Annotated in this window: 22 protein-coding genes; 13 read left to right on the top strand and 9 right to left on the bottom strand. The window is 39.3% G+C overall.

The features are described 5' to 3' along the window. Positions 1–20: 20 nt before the first annotated feature. The 3 genes from gcvT (at position 21) to gcvP (ending at position 4,619) form a co-directional block, all read left to right on the top strand. Entirely contained in the window at positions 21–1,103 is a 1,083-nt protein-coding gene (gene gcvT / locus AC0VZ4_RS16055) for a glycine cleavage system aminomethyltransferase GcvT (protein ID WP_182736215.1), read from the top strand. 73 nt (positions 1,104–1,176) lie between these two features. Continuing rightward, positions 1,177–1,566, top strand: coding sequence for a glycine cleavage system protein GcvH (gcvH, locus tag AC0VZ4_RS16050; protein ID WP_024590231.1), 390 nt, complete (start codon positions 1,177–1,179; stop codon positions 1,564–1,566). Positions 1,567–1,727: 161 nt separating this feature from the next. Further along, positions 1,728–4,619, top strand: coding sequence for an aminomethyl-transferring glycine dehydrogenase (gene gcvP / locus AC0VZ4_RS16045; RefSeq protein WP_475440155.1), 2,892 nt, complete (start codon positions 1,728–1,730; stop codon positions 4,617–4,619). Positions 4,620–4,653: 34 nt separating this feature from the next. On the opposite strand, the gene AC0VZ4_RS16040 is transcribed toward gcvP, so the two are convergent. After that, positions 4,654–4,779, bottom strand: coding sequence for a hypothetical protein (locus AC0VZ4_RS16040; RefSeq protein ID WP_262501067.1), 126 nt, complete (start codon positions 4,777–4,779; stop codon positions 4,654–4,656). A gap of 103 nt (positions 4,780–4,882) precedes the next feature. On the opposite strand from AC0VZ4_RS16040, the gene AC0VZ4_RS16035 reads away from it, so the two are divergent. Then, positions 4,883–6,063 (top strand): IS3 family transposase gene (locus AC0VZ4_RS16035; RefSeq protein WP_475440154.1). Its coding sequence is split into 2 segments (ribosomal slippage): positions 4,883–5,141 and positions 5,141–6,063, totalling 1,182 coding nucleotides; the frame shifts between segments, so codons are not numbered across the junction. A gap of 2,524 nt (positions 6,064–8,587) precedes the next feature. Beyond that, positions 8,588–8,974: a hypothetical protein gene (locus AC0VZ4_RS16030; RefSeq protein WP_033038093.1), complete on the top strand. Its 387-nt coding sequence runs from the start codon at positions 8,588–8,590 to the stop codon at positions 8,972–8,974. Positions 8,975–9,203: 229 nt separating this feature from the next. On the opposite strand, the gene AC0VZ4_RS16025 is transcribed toward AC0VZ4_RS16030, so the two are convergent. Next, the gene (locus AC0VZ4_RS16025) at positions 9,204–10,013 is read right to left on the bottom strand and encodes a DUF2306 domain-containing protein (protein ID WP_475440153.1); all 810 of its coding nucleotides are present in this window, start codon (positions 10,011–10,013) and stop codon (positions 9,204–9,206) included. 279 nt (positions 10,014–10,292) lie between these two features. Between AC0VZ4_RS16025 and AC0VZ4_RS16020 the strand changes: the two genes are divergently transcribed. Next, on the top strand, positions 10,293–11,375 hold the full coding sequence (locus AC0VZ4_RS16020; protein ID WP_475440152.1) for a helix-turn-helix domain-containing protein: 1,083 nt from the start codon (positions 10,293–10,295) through the stop codon (positions 11,373–11,375). A gap of 406 nt (positions 11,376–11,781) precedes the next feature. Further along, positions 11,782–13,092 (top strand): hypothetical protein, encoded by a 1,311-nt coding sequence (locus AC0VZ4_RS16015; RefSeq protein WP_008134260.1) that lies wholly within the window; start codon positions 11,782–11,784, stop codon positions 13,090–13,092. Positions 13,093–13,377: 285 nt separating this feature from the next. Here the strand turns inward: AC0VZ4_RS16015 and AC0VZ4_RS16010 are convergent, their stop codons facing one another. After that, a complete protein-coding gene (locus AC0VZ4_RS16010; RefSeq protein ID WP_008134261.1) occupies positions 13,378–14,421 on the bottom strand; it encodes an acyltransferase family protein in 1,044 nt (347 codons plus the stop codon). A gap of 444 nt (positions 14,422–14,865) precedes the next feature. Further along, entirely contained in the window at positions 14,866–15,963 is a 1,098-nt protein-coding gene (locus tag AC0VZ4_RS16005) for an ISAs1-like element ISPsesp1 family transposase (protein ID WP_475440151.1), read from the bottom strand. Positions 15,964–16,024: 61 nt separating this feature from the next. Between AC0VZ4_RS16005 and AC0VZ4_RS16000 the strand changes: the two genes are divergently transcribed. Beyond that, a complete protein-coding gene (locus AC0VZ4_RS16000) occupies positions 16,025–17,020 on the top strand; it encodes a metal-dependent hydrolase (protein WP_475440150.1) in 996 nt (331 codons plus the stop codon). A 72-nt stretch (positions 17,021–17,092) separates the two neighbouring features. Here the strand turns inward: AC0VZ4_RS16000 and AC0VZ4_RS15995 are convergent, their stop codons facing one another. Next, positions 17,093–17,401, bottom strand: coding sequence for a hypothetical protein (locus AC0VZ4_RS15995; protein ID WP_008134263.1), 309 nt, complete (start codon positions 17,399–17,401; stop codon positions 17,093–17,095). A gap of 433 nt (positions 17,402–17,834) precedes the next feature. On the opposite strand from AC0VZ4_RS15995, the gene AC0VZ4_RS15990 reads away from it, so the two are divergent. From AC0VZ4_RS15990 to AC0VZ4_RS15970, 5 genes are all read left to right on the top strand, one after another. Continuing rightward, positions 17,835–18,581: a CPBP family glutamic-type intramembrane protease gene (locus AC0VZ4_RS15990; RefSeq protein WP_008134264.1), complete on the top strand. Its 747-nt coding sequence runs from the start codon at positions 17,835–17,837 to the stop codon at positions 18,579–18,581. A 491-nt stretch (positions 18,582–19,072) separates the two neighbouring features. Further along, complete coding sequence (locus AC0VZ4_RS15985) at positions 19,073–19,567, top strand: hypothetical protein (RefSeq protein ID WP_007378461.1); 495 nt, start codon at positions 19,073–19,075, stop codon at positions 19,565–19,567. A gap of 156 nt (positions 19,568–19,723) precedes the next feature. Further along, positions 19,724–20,311 carry an acyl carrier protein phosphodiesterase gene (locus AC0VZ4_RS15980; protein ID WP_008134267.1) on the top strand — a complete coding sequence of 196 codons (588 nt, stop codon included), beginning with the start codon at positions 19,724–19,726 and terminating at the stop codon, positions 20,309–20,311. A 54-nt stretch (positions 20,312–20,365) separates the two neighbouring features. After that, a complete protein-coding gene (locus AC0VZ4_RS15975) occupies positions 20,366–20,557 on the top strand; it encodes a hypothetical protein (protein ID WP_008134268.1) in 192 nt (63 codons plus the stop codon). A gap of 282 nt (positions 20,558–20,839) precedes the next feature. Then, positions 20,840–21,181: a YajD family HNH nuclease gene (locus AC0VZ4_RS15970; protein WP_475440149.1), complete on the top strand. Its 342-nt coding sequence runs from the start codon at positions 20,840–20,842 to the stop codon at positions 21,179–21,181. A gap of 3 nt (positions 21,182–21,184) precedes the next feature. Here the strand turns inward: AC0VZ4_RS15970 and AC0VZ4_RS15965 are convergent, their stop codons facing one another. The 4 genes from AC0VZ4_RS15965 to AC0VZ4_RS15950 all read right to left on the bottom strand — a co-directional run bounded on the left by AC0VZ4_RS15965 (position 21,185) and on the right by AC0VZ4_RS15950 (position 25,365). Then, positions 21,185–23,362, bottom strand: coding sequence for a GAF domain-containing hybrid sensor histidine kinase/response regulator (locus AC0VZ4_RS15965; RefSeq protein ID WP_007378465.1), 2,178 nt, complete (start codon positions 23,360–23,362; stop codon positions 21,185–21,187). Positions 23,363–23,658: 296 nt separating this feature from the next. Then, positions 23,659–24,336 (bottom strand): DUF799 domain-containing protein, encoded by a 678-nt coding sequence (locus tag AC0VZ4_RS15960; protein ID WP_007378466.1) that lies wholly within the window; start codon positions 24,334–24,336, stop codon positions 23,659–23,661. 1 nt (position 24,337) lies between these two features. Then, positions 24,338–24,685, bottom strand: coding sequence for a DUF4810 domain-containing protein (locus tag AC0VZ4_RS15955; RefSeq protein WP_007378467.1), 348 nt, complete (start codon positions 24,683–24,685; stop codon positions 24,338–24,340). After that, positions 24,685–25,365, bottom strand: coding sequence for a CsgG/HfaB family protein (locus AC0VZ4_RS15950; protein ID WP_475440148.1), 681 nt, complete (start codon positions 25,363–25,365; stop codon positions 24,685–24,687). Before AC0VZ4_RS15950 ends, AC0VZ4_RS15955 begins: the two co-directional genes overlap by 1 nt. Between the last annotated feature and the right edge of the window lie 249 nt (positions 25,366–25,614).

The following is a 25,614-nucleotide window of genomic DNA, read 5'->3' as shown; positions in this document are numbered from 1 at the left end:
TTTAAACGTGAAGGAATGTTATGACTTCTAAAACTGTACTACATGCTAAGCACCTAGAAGCGGGCGCAAAAATGGTTGATTTTCATGGCTGGGAAATGCCAATCAACTACGGCTCACAAATAGAAGAACACAATAGCGTACGTACCGACGCTGGTATGTTTGACGTATCACACATGACTATTGTTGATATTGAAGGGCCTCAAGCAAAAGCATTTTTACGTAAGCTAGTAGCTAACGACGTTGCAAAATTAACCGTACCAGGCAAAGCGCTTTACACAGGCATGCTTAACGAGCAAGGCGGTGTAATAGACGACTTAATTATTTATTTCTTTAGTGAAACGTTTTACCGCCTAGTTGTTAACTCAGCAACGCGCGAAAAAGACCTAGCGCATTTAGCTAACGTATCGAGCGACTTTGACGTAACTGTTACAGAGCGCCCAGAGTTTGCAATGATTGCAGTGCAAGGCCCTAACGCTAAAGCAAAAACAGCCACTCTTTTAAATGCTGAGCAACAAGCCGCTGTTGAAGGTATGAAGCCATTTTTTGGTGTTCAAGTAGGTGATTTATTTATTGCCACAACGGGTTATACTGGCGAAGACGGTTACGAAATAGTAGTACCGAACGACCAAGCAGCCGATTTATGGCAACAACTGCTAGACGCAGGTGTTAAGCCTGCTGGTTTAGGTGCACGCGACACGCTACGTTTAGAAGCTGGTATGAACCTTTACGGTCTAGATATGGACGAAAGCGTATCACCACTTGCAGCTAACATGGCATGGACCATTGCATGGGAACCAGAAGATCGTGACTTTATTGGTCGTGACGTACTTGTTAAGCAACGCGCAGAAAAAAGCACTGACAAACTAGTTGGCTTAGTGTTTGAAGAAAAAGGCGTTTTGCGTAGCGGTTCTAAAGTAATTGTTGACGGTGGGATAGGTATTATTACATCAGGTACTTTTTCACCAACACTTGGTTTTAGTGTAGCCCTTGCACGTGTACCACGTTCAACAGGCGATACAGCTCAAGTAGAAATGCGTAAAAAATTAGTAAACGTTAAAGTAGTAAAGCCTAGCTTTGTACGTAACGGTAAATCAATAATTTAAATAATTTGGTTATACCAATCACAATAATTATTGTGATTGGTATCCTCCCAATATAAACCAAAGGACAAATAAAATGAGCAACATTCCTAGCGAGTTAAAATACGCACCTTCACACGAGTGGGTTCGCAGTGAAGGCGACGGTACATTTACTGTTGGTATTTCTGAGCATGCACAAGAACTTCTTGGCGACATGGTATTTGTTGAATTACCAGAAGTTGGCGACGAAGTAGACGCTGGCGAAGACTGTGCAGTAGCAGAGTCAGTTAAAGCAGCATCAGACATTTACGCACCTATCAGTGGCGAAATTGTTGCTATTAACGAAGAACTTGAAGATTCACCTGAAACAGTAAACAACGACGCTTACGGCGACGGTTGGTTATTCCGTATTAAAGCATCTGACGAGTCTGAGCTAGATAACTTATTAGACGCTGAAGGTTACTCGCACACTATCGACGAAGAATAATCATTTTTTGTAGATAACTAAAAGCCCCGTTTAATGTATAAAAATGGGGCTTTTATGATTTTACAGCGCACAACCCCATACTGAGTGAGCTGTTAAATCGTCAAATATTTTAATTAATGCTAGTTACCCATTAGCATTTAGGATCATAGGAATCTGGATTCATGTCAAACGCCAAATCTCTTGAAGAACTAGAGCAAAAGCAAGATTTTATTCGCCGCCATATTGGGCCAAGCCCAGCACAAGTAAGCGATATGCTAAGTGCTTTAGAAGTATCGAGTGTGCAAGAGCTGATCGACCAAACTGTACCTGCAAGCATTCGCTTAGAGCAGCCATTAACAGTTGGCGAAAGCCGTACTGAAGTTGAAACACTAAGCTACTTAAAATCAGTAGCAAGCAAAAATAAAGTTTTCAAATCGTACATTGGCCAAGGCTACCACCCAACTAACGTACCGCACGTAATTTTACGTAACGTACTAGAAAATCCAGGTTGGTATACAGCGTACACACCGTATCAGCCGGAGATTGCACAAGGGCGTTTAGAATCATTATTAAACTTCCAAACTATGACCCTAGATTTAACTGGTCTTGATTTAGCAAGTGCATCACTACTTGACGAATCAACAGCCGCTGCAGAGGCTATGGGCCTTGCAAAACGCGTATCAAAAGCTAAAAAAGCCAATGCCTTTTTTATTGCCGACGACGTACACACACAAACTATCGACGTAGTAACAACGCGTGCCGAGCAGTTTGGTTTTGAAATAATTGTAGGTAAAGCAGAAGATGCCGTAAACCACGACATTTTTGGCGCATTGTTCCAATACCCAACTACATCAGGCGAAGTGGTAGACATAACTGACCTAATTGCTGGCGTACAAAGCAAAAAGGCCATTGCCTGTGTTGCTGCCGACATAATGAGTTTATTACTATTAAAAGCACCGGGTAAACTAGGCGCAGACGTAGTACTTGGTTCGGCTCAACGTTTTGGCGTACCTATGGGTTACGGCGGTCCACACGCTGCATTTTTTGCAACACGTGACGCGTACAAACGTTCATTACCAGGTCGTATTATTGGTGTATCTAAAGACCGTTTAGGTAACGACGCACTACGTATGGCAATGCAAACGCGCGAACAACACATTCGCCGCGACAAAGCCAACTCAAACATTTGTACAGCGCAAGTATTACTTGCCAATATGGCAGCGTTTTATGCGGTATACCACGGTCCACAAGGCTTAAAAACTATCGCGCAGCGTATACATCGCTTTGCTGATATTTTAGCAAGTGGCCTTAAAGCTAAAGGCATCGCACTTAAGCACAGCACTTGGTTTGATACGCTAACAGTAGTAAGCGATAGCAAAGACGACGTAATAGCGCGTGCAATTGCAAAAGGCGTAAACTTTGCAACAAATCACGAAGGCGAGTACTCAATTTCGGTATCAGAGACAACAACACGTGCCGATATTACTGAGTTATTCGATATTATTTTAGGCGAAGGCCATGGCCTAAGTGTTGACGCTATTGCAGCCGACGTTGAAGCAAATGGCAGCGAGTCAATCCCTGCAAGTTTAGTACGTGACGACGAAGTACTAACGCATCCAAACTTTAACAGCTACCACAGCGAAACAGACATGCTTCGCTACATTAAGCGACTAGAAAGCAAAGACTTATCGCTTAATCACTCAATGATCTCGTTAGGCTCATGTACCATGAAACTAAACGCGACTGCTGAGATGATCCCAATTACGTGGCCTGAGTTTGCAAACCTTCACCCATTCTGCCCGCTAGATCAAGCAGAGGGTTACCAAATAATGATTGGCGAGCTACACGACTGGCTGGTAAACATTACCGGTTACGATGCAGTATCACTACAGCCAAACTCTGGCGCGCAAGGTGAATACGCAGGCTTAATCGCGATTCGTAAATACCACGAGTCACGCGGTGACGCACACCGTAATGTATGTTTAATCCCAAGCTCTGCGCACGGTACTAACCCTGCATCAGCGCAAATGGCAAGCATGAAAATTGTAGTAGTTAACTGCGATAAAAACGGTAACGTAGACATGAGCGACCTTAAAGCGAAAGCTGAGGAAGTGTCTGAAAACTTATCGTGCATCATGATCACATATCCGTCTACGCATGGTGTATACGAGGAAACAATTCGCGAAATTTGTGACATTATTCATGAGCACGGCGGCCAAGTTTACATGGACGGCGCAAACATGAACGCGCAAGTTGGTGTAACAAGCCCAGGCTTTATTGGCTCAGACGTATCGCACTTAAACTTGCATAAAACGTTTTGTATTCCACACGGTGGCGGTGGTCCAGGTGTTGGCCCAATTGGTGTTAAATCACACCTTGCGCCGTTTATGCCAAACCATAGCGTAATTAACGTACCAGGTACTAACATCGGTAACGGTGCGGTATCGGCAGCACCTTACGGCTCAGCTGCTATTTTACCTATTTCATGGGCTTACATCACCATGATGGGTTCAGAGGGCTTAAAACAAGCCACTGAAATGGCAATTGTTAATGCTAACTACTTAACGCATGAGCTAAGCAAGCACTTCCCAATTTTATACCGTGGCCGTAACAACCGTGTTGCTCACGAATGTATTGTTGACTTACGCCCGCTTAAAGAGCTATCAGGCATTACTGAAATGGACGTAGCTAAGCGCTTGCAAGACTACGGCTTCCATTCACCAACTATGTCGTTCCCAGTAGCTGGCACATTAATGATTGAGCCAACTGAGTCTGAATCAAAAGGTGAGATTGACCGTTTTATCGAAGCAATGGTGTCGATTAAAGGCGAAATTGAAAAAGTAATCTCTGGCGAATGGTCAATCGAAAACAACCCGCTAGTGTTTGCACCGCATACACAAGGCGACGTATTAGGTAATGAATGGGACCGTGCATACGACCGTTTTTACGCTGCATTCCCAGTGCCTGCAGTGGCTAAAAACAAGTTTTGGCCAACCGTTACACGTATTGATGACGTGTACGGCGACCGTAACTTAGTATGTTCATGCCCAGCGGTTGAGACATATAGAGATTGATAATTTTTAAAATTTCCAATTAAAGATTGGGAATTTATAAAATTGAAAAAGCCGTTGCAGCAATGTAGCGGCTTTTTTGTGTGTGTTTAAACATTGTAGACGCACAGCTTGCTGGCGTGTTGGGCGCAGCCCAAAAGGTGTTTAATTGTTGAAGGCGCATACTTTGTTTCCTTTTGGCTCATTGAGTGTAGTGGTACAGTGATTTTGGCCACCCATTAAGAAAGAAATGTTATGCTAATAAGCATACAAATTTGGGTGAAAAAATGACGAAATTAAAACGCGCAACATATTCAGCGGCAATTAAATTAGAAACGGCTCAGCTTGTAGTAGACCAAGGTTATACGCAAGAAGACGCAGCAAAAGCGATGGGGGTGGGTAAATCAACCGTAAGTAAATGGGTTACTCAATTAAAGCTAGAACGCAATGGTCAGACACCCTTAGCTTCACCAATGACGCCCGAACAAATTGAAATCCGTGAGCTTAAAAAGCAAATACAACGCATTGAATTAGAAAAGGATATATTAAAAAAGGCTACCGCTCTCTTGATGTCCGACTCCCTGAACAATTCTCGTTAATCGAGAAGTTAAATCAACGAGAGCGTTATCCAATTAGTCTGCTGTGTAGCGTATTCAATGTGCATCGCAGCAGCTATAAGTACTGGGCCATACGGGATACAGCGCCGACACCTGAGCAAGCAAGGTTAGAGGCTGAAGTAAAAGCAATACATGCGATGAGTGGTGGTTCAGCAGGGGCACGGACAATCGCAGCGATAGCAACGAACAATGATTTTGAATTGAGCCGTTATCGTGCAGCTAAGCTAATGGTTAAATTAAAGCTCGAAAGCTGCCAAGTACCTCAACATTCATATAAACGTGGTGGTAATGAACACCTTGAAATCCCAAACCTGCTTGATAGACAGTTTGATGTTGTTGAGCCTGATACCGTGTGGTGCGGTGATGTGACGTATATTTGGACGGGCAATCGCTGGGCTTATTTAGCCGTCGTTATTGATTTATTTGCACGCAAAGTGGTTGGCTGGGCAATGTCGTTATCACCAGATACTAATTTAACGCTAAAAGCGCTTGAACTCGCGTATGAAAGCAGAGGAAAACCGACAGGACTGATGTTTCACTCTGACCAAGGTAGTCATTATACAAGTTTAAAATATCGCCAACGTTTATGGCGCTATAAAATCACACAAAGTATGAGCAGGCGTGGAAACTGTTGGGATAATGCGCCAATGGAGCGATTTTTTAGAAGCTTTAAGACGGAATGGATGCCAAAGAGTGGATATGGAAATTTTATAGACGCTAAATATAGCGTTAGTGATTACATAAATGGATATTACAATAATGTTAGGCCGCATCATTATAATGCCGGTTTAGCGCCAAATGAATCTGAGGTCAGATACAAAGATTCTAAAACTGTGGCCAAATTTTATTGACCACTACAGAGGGATTAGAAACCTTATTCAAGGTTTTGTCGCGCTGGCGACGGCAGCCAAAGAGGGGCTGCCGCTGGTCTCTCTCTGGACACTCTCAGCGCACCCGAGCATCACGCTATTCCCTTCAAAACACAGTTGATGTGAACGTAAACGGCGAAGATAGGCCATCCATGGCCTAGTTTCGCCTTACCGCGCATCCATGCGCGACATTACTCATCAATTGCTTATTTTCAGGGCGTGATGACGGGGAAGGGTGTTAAACGTGAGATTGGTGCTTGGCCTTGGCAAGAAGCAAGGCCTGACCCTCTGTATTTCCTCAACACAAATTGCATGGGCTGGGTAGATGGGAACGAAACCCTACGAGGTTGATTTAAATTGTAGGTCGTCCTTTAGGGCGAAACAGTGAATTTAACTTGCAGAGCTTATTTGAAATTCTGTGTTATTGCGTGTAAATATGTTGTTTTCAAACTTGCTAACTTACATATATTGTCGGCATAAATCCGCGACCTACATTAAAAAACCTTATTCAAGGTTTTGTCGCGCTGGCTTGGTGAGCCAACGCGGAGCTATAGATTTTCAAACTTAACGCTGCTGCAAGTAATTCATCCTTGAAGCTGGGTTACTGTCGGCATCCATGCCTTCACTTCCTCATACTGCGAAGCTGCGCTTCGGTTATTCGTCACCTCTCAGCGCACCCGAGCATCACGCTATTTCCTTCAAACCACAGTTGATGTGAACGTAAACGCCATGAAAGCACATCCATGTGCAAGCATGGCTTTCATTTCATCCATGAAATGCATTACTCATCAATTGCTTACTTTCAGGACGTGATGACGGGGGAGGGCGTTAAACGTGGGGTTGGTGTTTGGTCTTGGCAAGAAACAAGACCTGACCCTCTGTATTTCCTCAACACAAATTGCATAGGCTGGGTAGATGGGAACGAAACCCTACGAGGTTGATTTAAATTGTAGGTCGTCCTTTAGGGCGAAACAGTGAATTTAACTTGCAGAGCTTATTTGAAATTCTGTGTTATTGCGTGTAAATATGTTGTTTTCAAACTTGCTAACTTACATATATTGTCGGGATAAATCCGCGACCTACATTAAAAAACCTTGTTCAAAGTTTTGTCGCGCTGGCTTGGTGAGCCAATGCGGGGCTACAGATTTTCAAACTTAACGCTGCTGCAAGTAATTCATCCTTGAAGCTGGGTTACTGTCGGCATCCATGTCTTCACTTCCTCATACTGCGAGGCTGCGCTTCGGTTATTCGCCATCCATGACGAAGTCACGGCTTTCATTTCATCCATGAAATGCATTACTCATCAATTGCTTATTTTCAGGGCGTGATGACGGGGAAGGGTGTTAAACGTGAGGTTGGTGTTTGGTCTTGGCAAGAAGCAAGACTGACCCTCTGTATTTCCTCTAGGTTGAGTGAAACGAAACCCAACAAATCACAAATATACTTACTCGCTCAAAAGCCAAGAGTATGTGTTATTTATTGTAGGCGTTTAGCTTGCTGGCGCGCGGGCGGCAGCCCGAATAAGTATTTGAATAGGTGTTTGAGGTTACTATTACAGATAGCGATAATACGTTTTGCACTTCTAGAAATCAGAAACCTAATTCAAGGTTTTGTCGCGCTGGCGACAGCAGCCAAAGAGGGGCTGCCGCTGGTCCCTCTCTGGACTCTCTCAGCGCACCCGGGCATCACGCTTAATCCTTCAATGCACAATTGATTTGAACGTAAACGGCGAAGATAGGCCATCCATGGCCTAGTTTCGCCTTATCGCGCATCCATGCGCGACATTACTCATCAATTGCTTATTTTCAGGGCGTGATGACGGGGAAGGGTGTTAAACGTGAGGTTGGTGTTTGGTCTTGGCAAGAAACAAGACCTGCACCTCTCTGTAGTTCCTCTAGGCTGGGTAGAGTGTAACGAAACTCAGCAAATCCTAAATATACTTATTCGCTCAAAAGCTAAGAGTATGTGTTATTAGTTATAGGCGTTTAGCTTGCTGACGCGCGGGCGGCAGCCCGAATGAGTATTTAAATAGGTGTTTGAGGTTTATCATCACCGATAATGTGAATACGTTTGGCACTTCTAGAAATTAAAAAACCTTATTCAAGGTTTTGTCGCACTGGCGACGGCAGCCAAAGAGGGGCTGCCGCTGGTCCCTCTCTGGACACTCTCAGCGCACCCGAGCATCACGCTTAATCCTTCAAACCACAATTGATGTGAATGTAAACGCCATGAAAGCACATCCATGTGCAAGCATGGCTTTCATTTCATCCATGAAATGCATTACTCATCAATTGCTTATTTTCAGGGCGTGATGACGGGGGAGGGTGTTAAACGTGAGATTGGTGTTTGGTCTTGGCTTATAAAAATAGGAATGACTAAAGTAATTTTTGATATTTGCACAGTTTTATATTCAGCTAGTGTTAACTTATTGCTTTTTAAACACCTTTTTACCTGATATATTTATTGAAAATGTGGCTGAATAGTTACATAAAAATAGGTTTTAATAATGAAAAAAATACTGACTGTTTTAAGTTTATTCATACTTACAGGCTGCTCTAGTTATCACAATATAAATGAAGACGGTGAAAGCTCATTAGGTGGGGGATTTAAAGATCGTATTATTGCTGATGGTGTCTATAAAATCACTGCTCAAACAAATTTTGCACCATGGACTAACTTTGATGCAGCCAATGAAACGTTTAATCGTAGAGCTAAAGAGTTATGTGCTGGCAATTATAACGTAATCAAATCAGCAGAAGATGAGTTTGAGCATGTTGAAACTGCTGGAGCCGCAAAGTATATAATTTCGAGGGTAAAAGGCTATGTTCGTTGTGAGACTTCAAAATTGTCAGACGAAGAAGCTCTAAAAGAAGTTGAATCAAGCTTCTATTAATAAAAATCTTATCCAAGGCTTTATTGAAACCAAAGGCACTAAACTTTGAATACACATCAAGTGCCTAGGTTTTTAGTTTGTTGCTCGTTGAGTTAATTACTATGTCTAGACCGCTATGAATAGAATAAAAAAATACACTTTTTAAGTGATGACGTTTTTTAACTTTTTTTTACACTGTATTTGTCCACCTACATCGTTCTCTTTTCTTCTTCAATGATTATTGAGTATGTTAGCCAACTATCGCTGGGTACCAACTTGCAAACACTACACCAAATAAGCCGACTAAAAATACAATGGATATCAACATCATTGAAGCAGTGGTGGCGATTATTATTACTCTATTAGATGTTTTACCTGCGTACCTGACTAACTCAGCTATAAGCAGCGGCATAATATAAGAACATACGCTAATAGTTAACACGGTTGGACCTGTAAACGTTGCAGTATCAATTCCTAGTGAGCCGAATATTAAAAACCAGGCAAAAATCATTAGCCTAAAAAATAAAACGCCGTTTGCTGCAAGGTATAAACGTATCGCCCAAATTTTATGTTTAGTGATATTCCGCTTTCTGGCTGCTTGTACGGTTAATATACTCGCTAAAATAACCACGCAACCACCAAGCATAGTCAACGCATGCATCAAGGTGTTACCAACGGTTCCTCTGGCTATCATAAGGTACATACCTGCTAAAGAGATGGTACAGGCTAACATTACGAACACGCGGCCATTATAGCGGTGAAACTTAGTATACTTTGCTCTTATTGCGGGTATTAGCTGTAAGCTACCGCCAATTATCATCACGATGGCGAGTAACACATGCAGAGCGTACATTGAATTACCGGTGGGATCGCTGGCAACATAGGCGGTGCTATTTAGACGACTCCAGCCAGATATTCCCGTAGTGATCCCCGTAAGCCCGTATCCCAAGGAGAGGTAAATAACAAAGCAGATTTGTGCCATTAACAGGCACGTGAACCACATTTTTTTACTCATCTCAAGTAGCTCATTGGGCGTTTTTTTTATTATTTGCATTAACATGTGCTTTTCCAGAAAATCTTTTCAATAGCCCAAATATAAAGACTTTCATGGTGATTGCTTCTCAAATTCGGAATTTGAGCAACGATATATTGATAATTTTTTTGTAATTAGCTAGGGCGGTATAGGTACATTCACTAACAAAGTTTTTTTGCCAACATGCATGTTAATTTGTACCATGTAATTCAGGCCACGTTGTTGGTTAAAACGTCATTTTAAGAGCACGCTATTATGCAAAATTATTCCCCTTATTATCTTCTTCTTTTTGTTTGTATGGGGTTAATGTTTTTAAATGCGCTGAAAAAAGATAAGCAGCTGGTTCATTATTTATTTGTGATATTTTGTGGCTCCCTGTGTATGGTGGCAGCACAAAAGCTCAGTGCGCAAAGTATTGGCGCGTATCAATATCTAATCGGGTTGTTCACTTGCGCAACATGTAATGTTTCATGGCTGATTGCAAGAACGTTATTTCGTGAGCATTCGCCAATTTCCTGCAGGCATGTGGCTTTTGCTGCAACCATTGCCGGCTTGATCATGTTTAATCAAACATGGCACTACTTAGTGAGCCTTGACCCTCAGCCTTTACCTACCAGTGATATAATGTGGCGCTTAAAGCAAGGGGTGAATGAGGTCACCATATTGCTTTCATCAAGTATCCTTGCGCTTTCTTTTTGGGAGGCGTTTAGAGGTTATAGTAAAAAAACACAGTCACAAAAAATGCAATCAGTCATCTTTGGGAGCGCTTGGGTTTTAGCTGTGTTTAATGCAAATATTTTTCCTAAGTTTATTTTTAGTGCGACTGAAATTGAGCTGTATAACCCCATTATCATAACTTCGTCTGCACTTTTAATTGTATTTGCAATGCAGGGAGTTCTGCTGCTTCAAGCAATTACTACTAATAAGCAAAAGTTACATCACAATAGTAAGAGCAAGACTGCTTTTGATACTGATGATGTAAAAGAGTGTTGCGATAGTGTTCATCACCAACAGCAAGTGCCCCCAGAATTAATAGGAGGTATTGCTGAACTGATGAACGAGCAGCAGTTATTTTTACAAACTAGCGTTAAAATTTCAGATTTTGCACAAGCGCTCAAAGTGCCGGAATACAAAATTAGTAGAGCAATTCGCTATCACTACAAAGTAGCCAACTTTAATCTGTTTATTAACCAATACCGTGTAAATTATGCGAAGACATTATTAGCAAGTGAACAAGCCAAAGAGTGGAGTATTTTGAGCATTGCACTTGAAAGTGGCTTTTCTTCTCTTGCTACGTTTAATCGTGTGTTTAAAGATATTGTCGGCGGTATTCCTAACGAATATCGAAAACGAAAGGGCAATTATAATGAGAATATTAGAGCTTGTTGAGTTAGTTGCTATTTATCCCCTTTTATTTAAAAGCTTCCGCTACTTATAGTTTTTGAGTATTACCAATAAGATCCCTCAGGATTTGCCCCCAAGTCCGTGAAAACACATCCATGCTTGCCTATTTTCAGGGCATAGTGACGGGGAAGGTGTTAAACGTGATACTTGTTTTGGTCTTGGCAGAAACAAGACCTGACACTTAGCATTCTTCTGTATTCTAGGTTTTAGCGAGTAACTTTAGCTTTAATAAATGTTTAACTTTGCAGGGATGACTATTTGTTGGCTTTGTTTGTGAGGTGTATGTTTTATTTTTGTTTACAAATTATTTCAATTTAGTTACTTGCTAACCTGTTTTTGACCTAATTAAATTGAGATAATGAAATGGAATAAACATAATGGACTAATAAAAATGAATAAATTTATACTTACCCCACTCGCTATTGCACTTTCTTTAACGCTCAGCGCATGTGGCGGCTCTTCATCAGAGGGGAACTCTGTAAGCTCATCAAATGGCGGCAGTACTGCTCAGCTTCAAACCATTTCATTACAAACATTAACTCGCCAGTGTGGAACCGATTCTGCGTATCAAACTGATGTGGTATTTCACAATGATGATGGTGATGCTATCGGCTCTGTTAAAACCGACGCCCAAGGTAGTTTTTCAGGTGAACTACCTTCTGGTACAAAACATGTATCAGTACTGGGTGATGTTGTTGATGAAGCCGATGGTGCTTATAGGCACATATTTACAGAGCTTGATATTGAAAATAGAACTAATTTAGGTAAATACCATTTTAATAAGTTTAGCGAAAGCTGTGGTTGTCGCGCAGTGAGCATAGATACATCTGAACTAAATACAATACCTAATGATTACAGGGTGTATCAATACGAAGGCTCAGAAATTTCAGATTCTGTTTTTATTTGCCCAACTACAGAAAACCTTTACCTTACCGCAAAATCTTACTTTTCAAATGACGCTAAGGTGGCTGTTATTGAAGTTCCGCAAAATGCGTCTGTGATAAAAATAACGGATACAGATTTTAGCCATGATGGTGTGGAGGTGGCTAATCAAGGCAGTTTTAATGCAACTTCTGTTAGTACTCGAGGGTATATAGAAGATATAAATTCCTATGAGTTTGTACAGTTTACATACATTAACTCCCCTGAACCGCTATTTGTTTTCCCAACGGTGACTGAGCATAACTTTTATGTACAAACAGATTCATCGGTTGAGCCAACAACAGTTGATGGTGCCCGAATCGACATGCATAGTTATGCTCGAAGTAGTGTGGATTCAGATGGTAGTTATGAGTTGACAGAGCTACCTACTATAACCGAAGACTTAGGATTCAGTTTACTTCAATTTACTGAAAGCAATGATTCAAGCTTTGATTTTAGTAATGTTGATAGCCGATTTGCAAGAGCAGTATGGGATTATAGCTTTTTGGTTGATGATGAAGCAGAAAGCCGATTTGATTGGACAATAAGAGGTGGCATAAGCGGTCAAATTCCAGATTTATCTTTTGGTACTGTGTTTCCTGAACCTACTGATGAAGTTATATTAGAAGAACTCACATTATTTCTGTTTGGTTACGCAGGTAATGCAACTGATGCAAACAGTTATGCAAAGCTTTTAGATACGATTACTGAAGGCGGGCATTTAACTAAGCCTGAATTTAGTAATTACGTATATGTATTTTTAAATGCTGAATTAGATTAATAATTACGTTTAATTTTGTATTATAAGGCCACATTTGTGGCCTTATAAATTATGATATTTTTGCTTTTAATAGTTATGAAGGTTTATTGGATAACACCATACTCTCAATTAATGGCACCGTAACATAAGCACTCCACTTTACTGTTAAGTTACTTTTTTAGTAGGCGGTGTTTGGCATGACAAATTTTTTACTTGAAATCCAAAAGGACCAAACCTTGAGGAACTCCACATTTTTATCCGAACGACAAGTACTCACCACAACCCTTATTTAATTGTACCAATACGTTAGGTGCCGATTAGCTTTCGTGAGTGTCGCCCTATTGGTTTCTTTATTAGCCATGCGAAGGCCATCGTTGCACCGACACCAACAATCATATTTGCAATACCTAATAAGCCGATAATGAAAGCATCTCGATGACTTTGAATATAGTCTTGCAGGCCCATAATTAGAAAACCAACGAAGAAAACATGGTAAAAATAAATAGAAAACGAATATTCACCAATGTTGCATATGGTTTTGGGTAGACGTGTTTCAATATTTTGAAGCCACTTTAAGAGTAGTAAACAAGCTAATATTTTTTGAATGTAGAAAAGAGTTTGTCGAGATGAATACCACCCATCTACTTTATATTCATTAATATATTGGGTAAGGATGGCTGCGCTGATCAAGGCAATAAAAGCGATTAACCACGTTTTATATTGATTGACCTTAGCCATTGTCTTTTCGTAATGACTCCCTATTATCATTCCGAAACAATATGCACCACAAAAATACACCAAACTCTGCATGCTTAGAAAATCAGGAAAGGCGCTGCGGGATATAACCAAGGGCACGCATGCAAGAAAAAACATCAGCTTTGGTGTGCGTTTATTCACAAAATCTAGCAATGGTGTCAATATGAAAAGTACTAATAAAATCGGGATGTACCAAAATTGAATAGCTGCGGTTCCGGATACTAGGTTTGTGGCGACTGTGATAATAAACGATATATCGGTTGCTGCACCATCAGCAAGATAATATTGCCAGTACACAGCTGTCGCTATTGTGCTTGCGGCAACATAGGGTAAAACAACATTTAGTATTTTACTCTTATAAAATGAAATCCACCCTTTATTCTGTAAAATTTTACTGAAAAGTAATCCCGAGATAATGGCGAAGTATAGTGTGCTGCCGTGAAACAATAGTTCAGTTGAGTAAAAAAGCGTTTTTAAACCGAGGGAATCTAAATCGCCAGTCCAAAAAATAGCAAATGACCACGCATGTGCTGCGACAATACTTAAAATCGCAATGCCTCTAAAGGCTTGTAAATGAGAAATATATGAAGACATAGACAAAAATCATCGCTCGTTAAATATACGTTATAATTATGTTACTGTTCAGGTGGTGCGATAGATACCCATTACATACGTATTCAGGGCTTACAAATTTAAACGAGGTAAATCTTACTACTCCAAATTTATCGCCAAAATGCCACCTTGAGCTTTTTGTATCTTGCCTTTTTCATTTTATAACGCAGTGATTTAGTGTTTTTTAATTACTAATCCAAACACGATGCAATAGATAATGAGTCGCTTGAGGGGTCTCACTTTGCGTCTTTCTCGCTAATGTATATTTTACCAAACCCAACAAGTGCCTATTTTTTAAGATCGACAGAGCCTGCGAAGCAGTACATTATAATGCGTGCTTTAATTGATTTGAAAAAAGGGGATTTAATTGGATTCACTCACACAAGTGGTGCTTGGCCAGGGCGCGAGCATACTTTGTTAAAAATGTTAACCAAAAAGAAGTTCTTCTCTAAAAGCATCATCATAACAAGCTCTTACACACTTACTTCTTATTGACCCCTTGCTTTTCGTATGCTGCTTTATCATGTTCCTAACGACGCGTCTAAATAGTGCCATATGTTGCGCACTTAATGGCTCATGTATTTGACAGGCATCTTCTTTAAATACGACATCCAGTATCCAGTGTTGCTGATTTTCTATCAGCCAATGTTGTCTTATTGCTTTACTTATCAATATATTGTCTGTCAACGATGTTAGGTAGTAATGTGTGTCAATACTCGTTCTATTACCCTTCGTTCGCTCTCGCTGCACCGCAACGATTGTTCTAACTGATGGCCAGCTCTCTTTAATTTCACTCGGTAATAAACGCGCATCAAGACAATCTATCGTGCGTACTTCTTTTCGCCCATGCCCTTCATCTTGTGTTACATGACTAAGTATCTCTGAGTTTTCAGATTCATACTGGTGTGTAAATGCATCTTGAATCGCGCTATAAAGTTTCTTTTGATTACCCTTTGCTTGCACTAGATAATCTGCATGTCTGCTAATTAGCTGTTTTAGCGTTTCTTTTTGGCAGTGCAAAGCATCAAGTGTAATGACGGTGTTATTGATATCGAGTATTTTCAATAAATCCCGAACTGCCGGTATTTCATTCGTCCTACTGCCAACTGTTTGGTGGAATAATGTGAGACCTGCTTCACAATCAAATGCTGAGACGAGATGTAATTTATCAGCAATGTGTTTACTTGCTCCGCGAATAGTTTTGCCATCGAAGGCAATGACAGGATGCGCTGACTTAACGCGGTTTTGATTGACCCAGCTATACATCGCGAGTAGTAATGAGTCAGTATCAACGGTTCTAAAAATCCGAGCAATACTATGTCGAGTGGGTATGCCATTTTTGAAAGAACGAAATCCTCTTAACCAATTAAGCTTACTTTCGCCATAGACTTCAATGTCTTGCCAGTTTTCACACCCTGATGTAACGGCAGTAATAATAAGAAAAAGCACATCAACTAAGTTATGGTGCTGATTTATATGTGAACGATTATCTTTGACGAGTTCTAAATGTGAGAAGAGTGACATAATAAGTTTAAGGTGATGAAATTTATGGTATTAGATCATAAAATTTGTTTATTTACAAAGTGTGATCCCGCCCTGGGTGCTTGGCAGTGCAGTTGCTTATGCAACATTGGGCAGTAAATTAGGTCGCAAATCTTTATTAATTGGGGCGGCGTTTGGCACTTTACCAGATTTAGATGTGCTAATTAATTTTGGTGGCGATGTTGAAAATTTTGTTTATCATCGTAGCTTTAGTCATTCTTTGTTTATACAGCTGTTATTGAGCCCCTTATTTGCGTGGCTTTTACTCAAAATGAATTGGGCTAAATGTATAACGATGACGCGTTGGTCGGCTGGCATTTTTTTAATTTTAAGTACGCATTCATTACTCGATAATTTTACCGTTTACGGTACGCAGTTGTTATGGCCGTTGTCAACATATCCTTTTAGTATTTCGAGTATATTTATTATTGACCCTGCGTATACTTTGCCTCTTGTGTTGTCTTGTATAGCGCTGTGTTTTGCACGTATGCGACCGCATGCACAACTTATAAACACGAGTGCGTTAGTCATTAGTTCGTTGTATTTAATTTGGGGCTTTGCGGCTAAATACCACATTAATAGTAAAATTTATCAGGCGCTGAATCAAAAAAATATCACATTCTCACATTTTGAAAGCACGCCGACTCCGCTTAATACTTTGCTGTGGCGCGCTGTGGCTATTACTAAGCAAGGTCATTATGAGATTTATGTATCTGTGTTTGATGAAGTTAAAAACGTTGATATTCAATTTTACCCTACAGAAAACGCGTTGTTAACTAAGCTCAATGATGCAAAGCAGATCGTGTTATTAAAACGATTTACCAAAGGGCTTTACGGTGTTTATCAGCAAAATGAACAGGTTGTTATTAGTGATTTAAGAATGGGGGTAGAGGGCAACTATGTATTTTCATTTGTGGTTGCTGAACAAAAAGATCAGCAGTTGATCCCAGGGCAATATCAGAAGCTCAGTAATCGATTGCCGCTAGATAAGCTTAAGCTGGTTTTTGCTCGTATTACAGATCCAAATATCGATTTATAAACGAGCGTGGCAGTATCCACTTTTTTAATCATGGGTTTTAGTTGGGATTGCTCACTATTACCTAAGCCTAATTTAGTCATCAGGCCCTTTGAGCGTAAATATTAAATGCTTGCGCATATCTTTTAAAATAACGCCTTTTTTAAGCATTTCGCCACTTAAGCGTTTTTGCCATTTTAATAAGTTTGGCTCTGCGGCCGCTAAAGCTTGCTCGTTTTCAAACTGAAAACACAAAAGTAGTGAACTTGGAAATAAGTGATATTGAACATCAAACCAGCATTGCAGCATGCTTGGGAGCTCAGCGCGGCCTAGTTCTTCTAATTTTTCAGCTGTATTAAGTACAAGTGCTTGCTGTTTTATTTGCACCGCAGAGAGTTTTTTCATTATTAAAATCCAAGTTAGCGGCTAAAAAGTGCAGCCGGAATGGGGGCATTATACGCAAGCTTGTAGGCAAGCAACAACCGTAGGTTGATTTGAGTTAAACGAAACCCAACGCATAGCTAATGTAACAAACAGAGCTATAGATAAATGTGAATGTTATTCGTTGTTGGCGCATAGTTTGCCGATGCGTTGGGTGATAGCTCAATAAGCGGATTCTACCGCCAGTGCTTAAGTGTTTCGCTCAAGGTATAAAATTTTATTCAAAGTTTACTGCGTTTACAAAAGCTCTCCAAATACGCCTCTGTAATTTATGAAGCCTAAGGCTACTTTACTAACTAAGTAGCTGTTTAATAATATCCAATTTAGGATTAGTATTAGAAACTACTTAAATAATAATAAAAGTAAGAAGCAATGCGCCCTTACTAAAGAGGTATACATGGAAGATGCATTCATAGCCGTATTTGCAAATGTCGGTGTTATCTTAATTTTAGCTTTAACATTAAAAGCATTTAATAAAGTCGATATAAATATAACGTGGTCTTTAATCTCATTAGGCATTTTTACGTGTTACGTTTTTGCTCTATTTAGAGGCGCCGAGGTAATTCCTTTGGATATATTTTTTACTGATATGTCTTGGAATTGGTCAGGAAAAATAGCTGTAATTATCCTGTGGGGGAGTGCAATCCTAGCCTTAGCGAAATATAAACATGGCTTTCGTATTGCTGATGCTGGTTTTACTTTCAAACAAAGTGAAGGTTCTTTAAAACCTGCTTTTATTGTTTTGTGCTTGTTTGTAGTTCTCCAAGTCATTGTTTCATGGTTCTGGAGTGGCGAGCCTCGCTATGATTTAGAAACATTACTTTATCAAGCAACCATGCCAGGGTTTGACGAAGAACCGATGTTTAGAGGGGTCTTACTATTTTGTATTTCCTTGGCAATAGTATCTAAGCGATACAGTTTGGCGAGCGCGCCGATAAATATAGGTGGATTACTTTTAGTTTTGTTATTCGGCTTGGTGCACGGCGTTATGTTTAGCGCTGGTGAGTGGTACTTTTCGTTTACCTCTATTTTATTAACCGGAGGTTATGGTTTTATTTTACTGTGGCTAAGAGAGCGAACGGGGAGCTTGGTATTTCCAATTCTAGCCCATAATAGTGTTAACTTTGTTGGGCAATTAATTTAGGCAATGACTAAAACCTTGCTTAAGGTTTTTTCGCTCTAGGATTGCAGTGAAAAGGAAGGAGTCTTCGCTTTCTCTGGCCCCGATCATTACGTTTGATTCCGGAGGCAATTAATTGATTTGAACGTAAACGTCATGAAATAAATTATTCATCAGTTGCTTATGTCCAGGGCATGGTGACTTGGAAGCTCGTTTTTATTTATGGTTACGCTATTCATGCTTGCCACAGGGCATCAATACCTTTATGTGCTGTAAGTGAACTCCGGGATCTACTTAACTAGAGTTCATGTTATTTATATAAAAACGCGCACTACTTGTTGATGAGTGTAATTATATGGGTAGGAGTTTTTTACAAAATTTAGTAATTTTTACTTTAATAATAAGAATGTTAGAACTGGATTTTAATTTATCTCATTGATTTAAAATAATAATTTATTTGGTTCGAGTTTTGCTCAGTAGTAAGTGTATTTTCTTAAATAAATAAAGGAGTTATTATGAGTACCGTTATTACTGGGTTATTCGAAAGTGCATCACAAGCAACACTCGCAATTTACAGATTAGAAGCTTTAGGTATCAACGAAGCTGATATTAGTATTGTAGCCAACGACTCATACGCAAAGGAAGATTTTGCTGTAGACGAAGGTACTAAAGCTGCCGAGGGCGGCATTATAGGCGCAGCTTCAGGTGGTATTCTTGCTGCAATTATTGGTGGATTTACTGCCGTAGGGACTGTAGCAACAGGTGGTACAGGCTTATTAGTTGCCGGTCCATTAGTCGCTGCATTTGCCGCTGGTGGCGCAGGCGCTGCAGTAGGTGGTACTTTAGGGGCCGCAGTTGGTGCGTTTATCCCTGAGCATGAAATTAAGTATTACGAAGATGCCATTGAAAAAGGCTCTATATTAATTGGTATTAAGTACGATAGTGACAACAAAAACGCTATTGAAGAAATACTTAATAATGCAGGCGCAAGTAATGTTTCTACAGCGTAATGCTAATTAATTAGTTTCAAAATTAATAAAAAAGGTGAAACTTAGTTTCACCTTTTTTATGCTATTTTGCTTTTGATTAGGCATAAATCTCACTTTAAGTAGCGCTTACAATTAAGTTATTATTTTAACTGTATTAATACCAAGCCCGAGAACACTTTGAATTATTTAGCTCACCTTTATTTAGCACAGCCTACAGCCGATTCTCACTTTGGGAACTTATTGGGCGACTTTGGTGGTAAAAGGCATGTAGAGCACTTACCAAACACGGTTAAAAATGGGCTCGATAACCACTATTTAGTCGATAAATTTACCGACTCCCATCCTTTAGTTAAACACGCCAAGCAGTACTTTTCACCCGAGCGTAAGCGATTTGCTGGTGTGGCTATTGATGTGGTGTTTGATCACTTTTTAATTGTGCATTGGCAACACTTTAGCAAGCAATCTTTAAGTGAGTTTAAGTACACCAGCTACCAGCTTTTAAATCAGCGCATACCTATTATGCCAACGCGTATGCAGCATGTTGTAACAAGTATGACTAAAAACGATTGGTTTAAAGAATACGAAACCATTGATGGAATAGGGCTAGCACTTGATAATATTGCCAAGCGTATTCGTTTTACTAACACTTTTTCGGGTGCGGCTGATGATATAGCGCGTAACTACGATGAATTAGAAGCCGTGTTTCTAGCGTTTTTTCCGGAGCTAATTAAGCATGTAAGTAAGTCTGGTTTTGAAAGCACTTAAAAAAGTTAGATAAAGAGCTTTATTTAAAGTCAGTACGCATAACTATACGATGATTTGGCTGGGCGTTTTTTTGCTATTAACGACATTGAAATTGGTTATTCAGCCGATATTTTTGAAGATGATGTTGAAACAAAAACACAAGATATACTGCTTTCTTATAGAAAATTTAAAAATTCTAACATCACTTTTAACTATCAAACGCTTGAAGGGCTGCAAGGCACGGCTAGCAATTTAGGCGGCAATTAGTTAGGACAATTTTCTCGAAAAATACACGTTCAACTAAGTTTGAGCTATCTGGCCAACACAACTCTTATACCTTCAATAATACAAATCCAGATCTAGGTTTAAAAGATCTAGGTAGCGACATACAGCGGTGAAATTTCTTGGACTTCCGACAATAAAAAACTTATGGTCGTACTACGCGCTTGAGAACAAACAGGCCGACATATAGATACTTTTTTTGGTGACTTGTCAGTAATTAAGTTTTTTAGTATTGAGCACCGTAATAGTGAATTTAGCAGGAATATTATGAGTAAGGATAACGATGTACCTCAGGCTTATGTGAAGCAAGAGGAAGGCTATCGAATAAAGGCCTTAAGATTGTACCCTTGGGTATGCGGGCGTTGTGCTCGTGAGTTTGAGTACTCTAATTTACGTGAGTTAACGGTGCATCATGTTGATCACAACCACAGTAACAATCCTGATGATGGTAGTAATTGGGAGTTATTGTGTATTTATTGCCACGATAATGAGCACAATAAATACCACGAACACATTATGTATGGTGGGTCAACTACAGAGCGAAAAGTAGAGGCTGCAACGCATTCTCCGTTTGCCGATTTAAAAGCGATGCTTAATAAATCAAAGTAGCTACTATGATTTCAACTGTTTGGATAAAAACAAGGTTGTTACATCAGCTACTTTAATAAGTGACAGTTTATCTGCATGGCTCCATGAAATTTTTGAGCCAACACTTTCACAACAAATAACACCTAGCGGTTTGTTATCAATAAAGTAGATGTAATCAAGCAAGGAGTAAATGTTTGATGGTTCAAAATAAACCTTGGTTAAGTTTTTAGTGATTTCGTGGTTTCTCGCATCTGATGCGTCTAATACTTTATGCTCTAAAATATAGTCAAAGTATGCAGGAAAGTCTTTAGCTTTTAAAACTGCATTACTTACTATCTCATTTTTTTCATCAAGGCAAATTAAGCTATTAATGGCAGTATAGTCGTGATTAAACAACCAGAGACTGACTCTGTCGGCATTTGAAATTAACTTTTTTAGCTCATTGCATATCTGTTTTAGCTTACGTTCACTCGTAATGTTTGGGTTACTAACTTTAACTGCTAAATTTTTGAGATTTGAGTTTTTTGGATTATAAACATTGAGCAAGCTATTTAAATGATCTTTATTAAATGGCTTCGTTAAATAGCCATCCATACCAATATCTAAATAATGTTCAATATCTGGTTTCATGGTGTTGGCTGTCATGGCAATAATTGGCGTTGTTTTATCTGTTTGTTGCGCTCTAATTATCTTAGTGGCTTGCACTCCATCCATCACTGGCATTTGAATGTCCATAAAAATTAAATCAACATGGTTGGCAAAAAAGTAATCAACGCATTCTTTGCCATTTTCGGTAAATATTACTTTCGCATTATGAGCTTGTAGCATTTTACTTACGACAACTTGATTTACTTTATTGTCTTCGGCAACCAAAATAGTGCACCCTTGTAAATCGGTTATTTCTTTATTTGGTTTTAATAATTCATCGAGTTCTGATGTTTCAAAGCTTTGTTGGTAAGTAAATACAGAACCTTTATCTTCTTTACTCGTGAAGTTGATTTTGCCATTCATTAAATCACTTAGCTTGGTGCAAATAGAGAGACCAAGTCCCGTGCCCCCGTACTTTCTAGATGTAGATGAATCTGCCTGATGAAACTCTTGAAATAAATTTTGCTGTGCAGCTTTACTAATACCAATACCCGTATCGATTATTTCAAATACAATATTTTGCGTGTTTAAGAGGTTCTCCTTTACAGTGACTTTAAACTCTACCTGGCCTTGTTGTGTAAATTTAATCGCATTTGAGCATAAGTTATTTAAAATTTGAGAAACTCTGACAGGGTCGCCTTTTAGGGTTGTAGCGATATTTTTATCTATAGATGGAATAAATTTTATGCCTTTATCTGTGGCTTGTTTCATTAGTGGATTAATTACATTGTTAATGACTTCGCTCAGGTTAAAGTTAATATTCTCAATATTTAACTTACCCGCTTCAATTTTTGAAAAGTCTAAAATGTCATTTACAATATTTGAGAGTATATTCGCGGAGCTTAAAATACTCTTTAAGGCGTTATCTTTTTGTATATTTGAAGTCTCTGCTAGTCCAAACTCAGCTAAATTTAAAATGCCGTGCAGCGGAGTTCTTAGCTCGTGCGACATATTTGCTAAAAATCGACCTTTTAGAGTGTTAGCTGTATCAGCTTCTTTTTTTAGTTCTTCAAGATTTTTATTATGTATTTGTTGTTGTTTTAATGCAGTGGCCAGCTTTCTGTTGTTTAACCTGAGCTCAAGTTGTGCGATAACTTCTTTGCCAAGTATTTTCAGTGCGTTAATTTGTGTTTGAGTTAGCTTTTTTGGCTGGTCGCTGATAACACATAATGTACCAATTGTGCTGCCACTAGGTGTAACTAGCGGTGTGCCCGCATAAAACCTAATGTTTGGATCGCTGGTTACTAGAGGGTTATCATAAAAACGTTCATCAAGTAGAGCGTTTTGTATTTCAAATACTTGGTCTTGCAGTATTGTATGAGAGCAAAATGCGATATCTCTTTCGGTGGAGTCTACATCGATACCATACTTTGATTTAAACCATTGCCTTTGTGGATCAACTAAGCTTATAAGTGATATGGGGGCTTCACAAATATCAGAAGCAAGTTGAGTTAAATCATCAAATACTTTTTCGGCTTCAGTATCTAATATTTCATACTCGTAAAGGGCCTTTAATCTAGATTCTTCGTCAGCTGGTATTTGTGCTTTTATCATAGTATTGCTCAATATTTATATAGATTCACTATAAGAGTAATTTAGTGATAATGACAACTTTAACATGTAAATCAGGCTAATAAATAGATTCTGTATTTTGCTACTCCATTATTACTTTTTTGAAATGTTTTTTCTATTGTGACTAATATTGGTTTTTAAACTCGTATTTTAAAATCTGCTCTAAATACTTAAAAGTAACTTTGCTAAGCTTTTTAGCTAAGTAAGCTGTTATTAAAAAGGCCGAACCCCATTTAATGGTTCGGCCTTTTCAAACTTTAGGTTAATAACAATAAAAGTTATTTTTTCTTTTCGCTTGGTGCTGGTTGGCCATAATTAGGTGAACGAGGTCCATATAACAAGCCGTTGTAAACATCTGAAGAAAGTAAGCGTGTTGAAGTCATTGCTGCGATTTCAAAGCCTTTATCGGTTACAGTTTCAGCAATTTGATTAATTGCTGCAATAACAAGCATACCTACAAGGCCACCACCGCCATTACTTTGTTGTTCAGCGGAAGAGGCTCTTGCTTTACCTTGCCACAATTGCTCGCCAGTGCGTAAATCAACTAATGAAGCAGATACAGTAACAGCAGTTTCGCTAGAAATAACAACATAGCTAGTACCGTATTCTTCAATAGTGATGTAAAGCGCAGAGTCTGCACCAAAAATTTCATGTAATTTATTTACCGGTACTTGGTGCACGTCGCTTGCAACAGTGAGGCCATTACCTTTAAAGGTTTGCTCAACTAAAGCAACAGGAAAAACATAGAAACCCGACTCAGCTATGGGCGCGACCATTTGAGTCATCACACTGTATGGTGCAATTACTTCCGGTGTATTATTTAGCGGAGGTAAAATAATAACAGAGTGAGGGTCTGCTTGTTTAAATGCTGTGTAGTCATGTGCTGGTGGAGGTGAAACACAACCAGCGAGTAATGCGACTAATGCGATCGCTGTGTATGATTTTAAATTAAGCATATTAAGCGCCTTTCGCAGATTTTAGAAGGAAGTCGATGTAATGAACTGATTCTGGGAAAAGTGATTTCTCAGTTTCGAAGTGAGTAGTACCTAATGAAGGATTACCCGTTTCAAAATACAGCATACCTAGGTGAGCATGTAGGCCAGGCGCAACATTCTTACTTTTGTTTGCGGCATCGACAATAATTTGCTCAAGCATACTAATTTGCTCTTCGGCTGTTACGTCATCTGCTTTTAAATAGGCGTATACGGCAGTGCTATAGTCGCCGTAATAGTAAATAGGTTCTTTCGTTGCGTTACAACCTGTTAGGGCTATACAAACAAATGCTAAGGTAATTAGCTTTTTCATTATTTATTGCCCCATTGGCCAGCTTCAAGACCAGTAACTAACTTGTTAACTACTTCACGAATAGCTAGGTCAAGTACTTTGCCATTTAATGTGGCATCGTATGAAGCTGTGCTACCAAAACCAATAACTTCACGTTCTGATAGGCTGTACTCACCAGCACCTTGTACTGAATAAATAACTTCTGATGTAGTAACATCCACAACATTAAGCGTTACTTTAGCATAAGCAATTTGCGATTTACCTTTACCCAATAAACCAAAAAGTTGGCGATCGCCAATAGCTTTACGGCCAAACTCTGTTACATCACCAGTTACAACAAATTTAGCACCGCTAAGAACTTGTTTTGTACCTGTTAACTTTGCTTCTTCTGCAAGGGCTGCCATATTGTCGCGATCAAGCACACTAAAGCGATTTGTTTGTTGTAAGTGGCTCATTAGTGTTGTTTTTGCTTGGCTGCCTAAACGGTCTTGGCCTGATGAAAATATACCATTTTGAAAGCTTGAACGGTTTACAAACTGACCTACGACTAGTTTGCTTTTTGTACCTGAGTAGGTTGTGTTATAGCTAGCAACAGTTGGTGTTTCTATTACTTTTGATGATGTTGTAGCACACCCAGCTAAAGACGAAGCTGTAATTGCAGCGATTACAATTGTTTTAATGTGGCTTTGGTTAATTAGCATAAATTTTTGTCCATATAGATAATTGCAGAAGTTTTTATTGATAGGCGCTTGATTTTTATACTTATAAGTCAATTACTTATTTCAAGAGTCCATTCAACTTACTTTATAAACAAAAGTCGATGTAAATACAATGTTATTTATGTTTTATGCAGGGTCAAGCAAGAATAATTAATAAATCACTCTCAATAATAAAACTAAATCATTGGTTTTTTCGGTGGTTTACAGCCTTATGGCTATAATTGATATGTA

It is taken from the genome of Pseudoalteromonas sp. QJM3NY_22 (genome assembly GCF_056173065.1).
The sequence above is the reverse complement of the archived record's forward strand: the minus strand, read 5'-3'. Positions and strand labels throughout refer to the sequence as shown.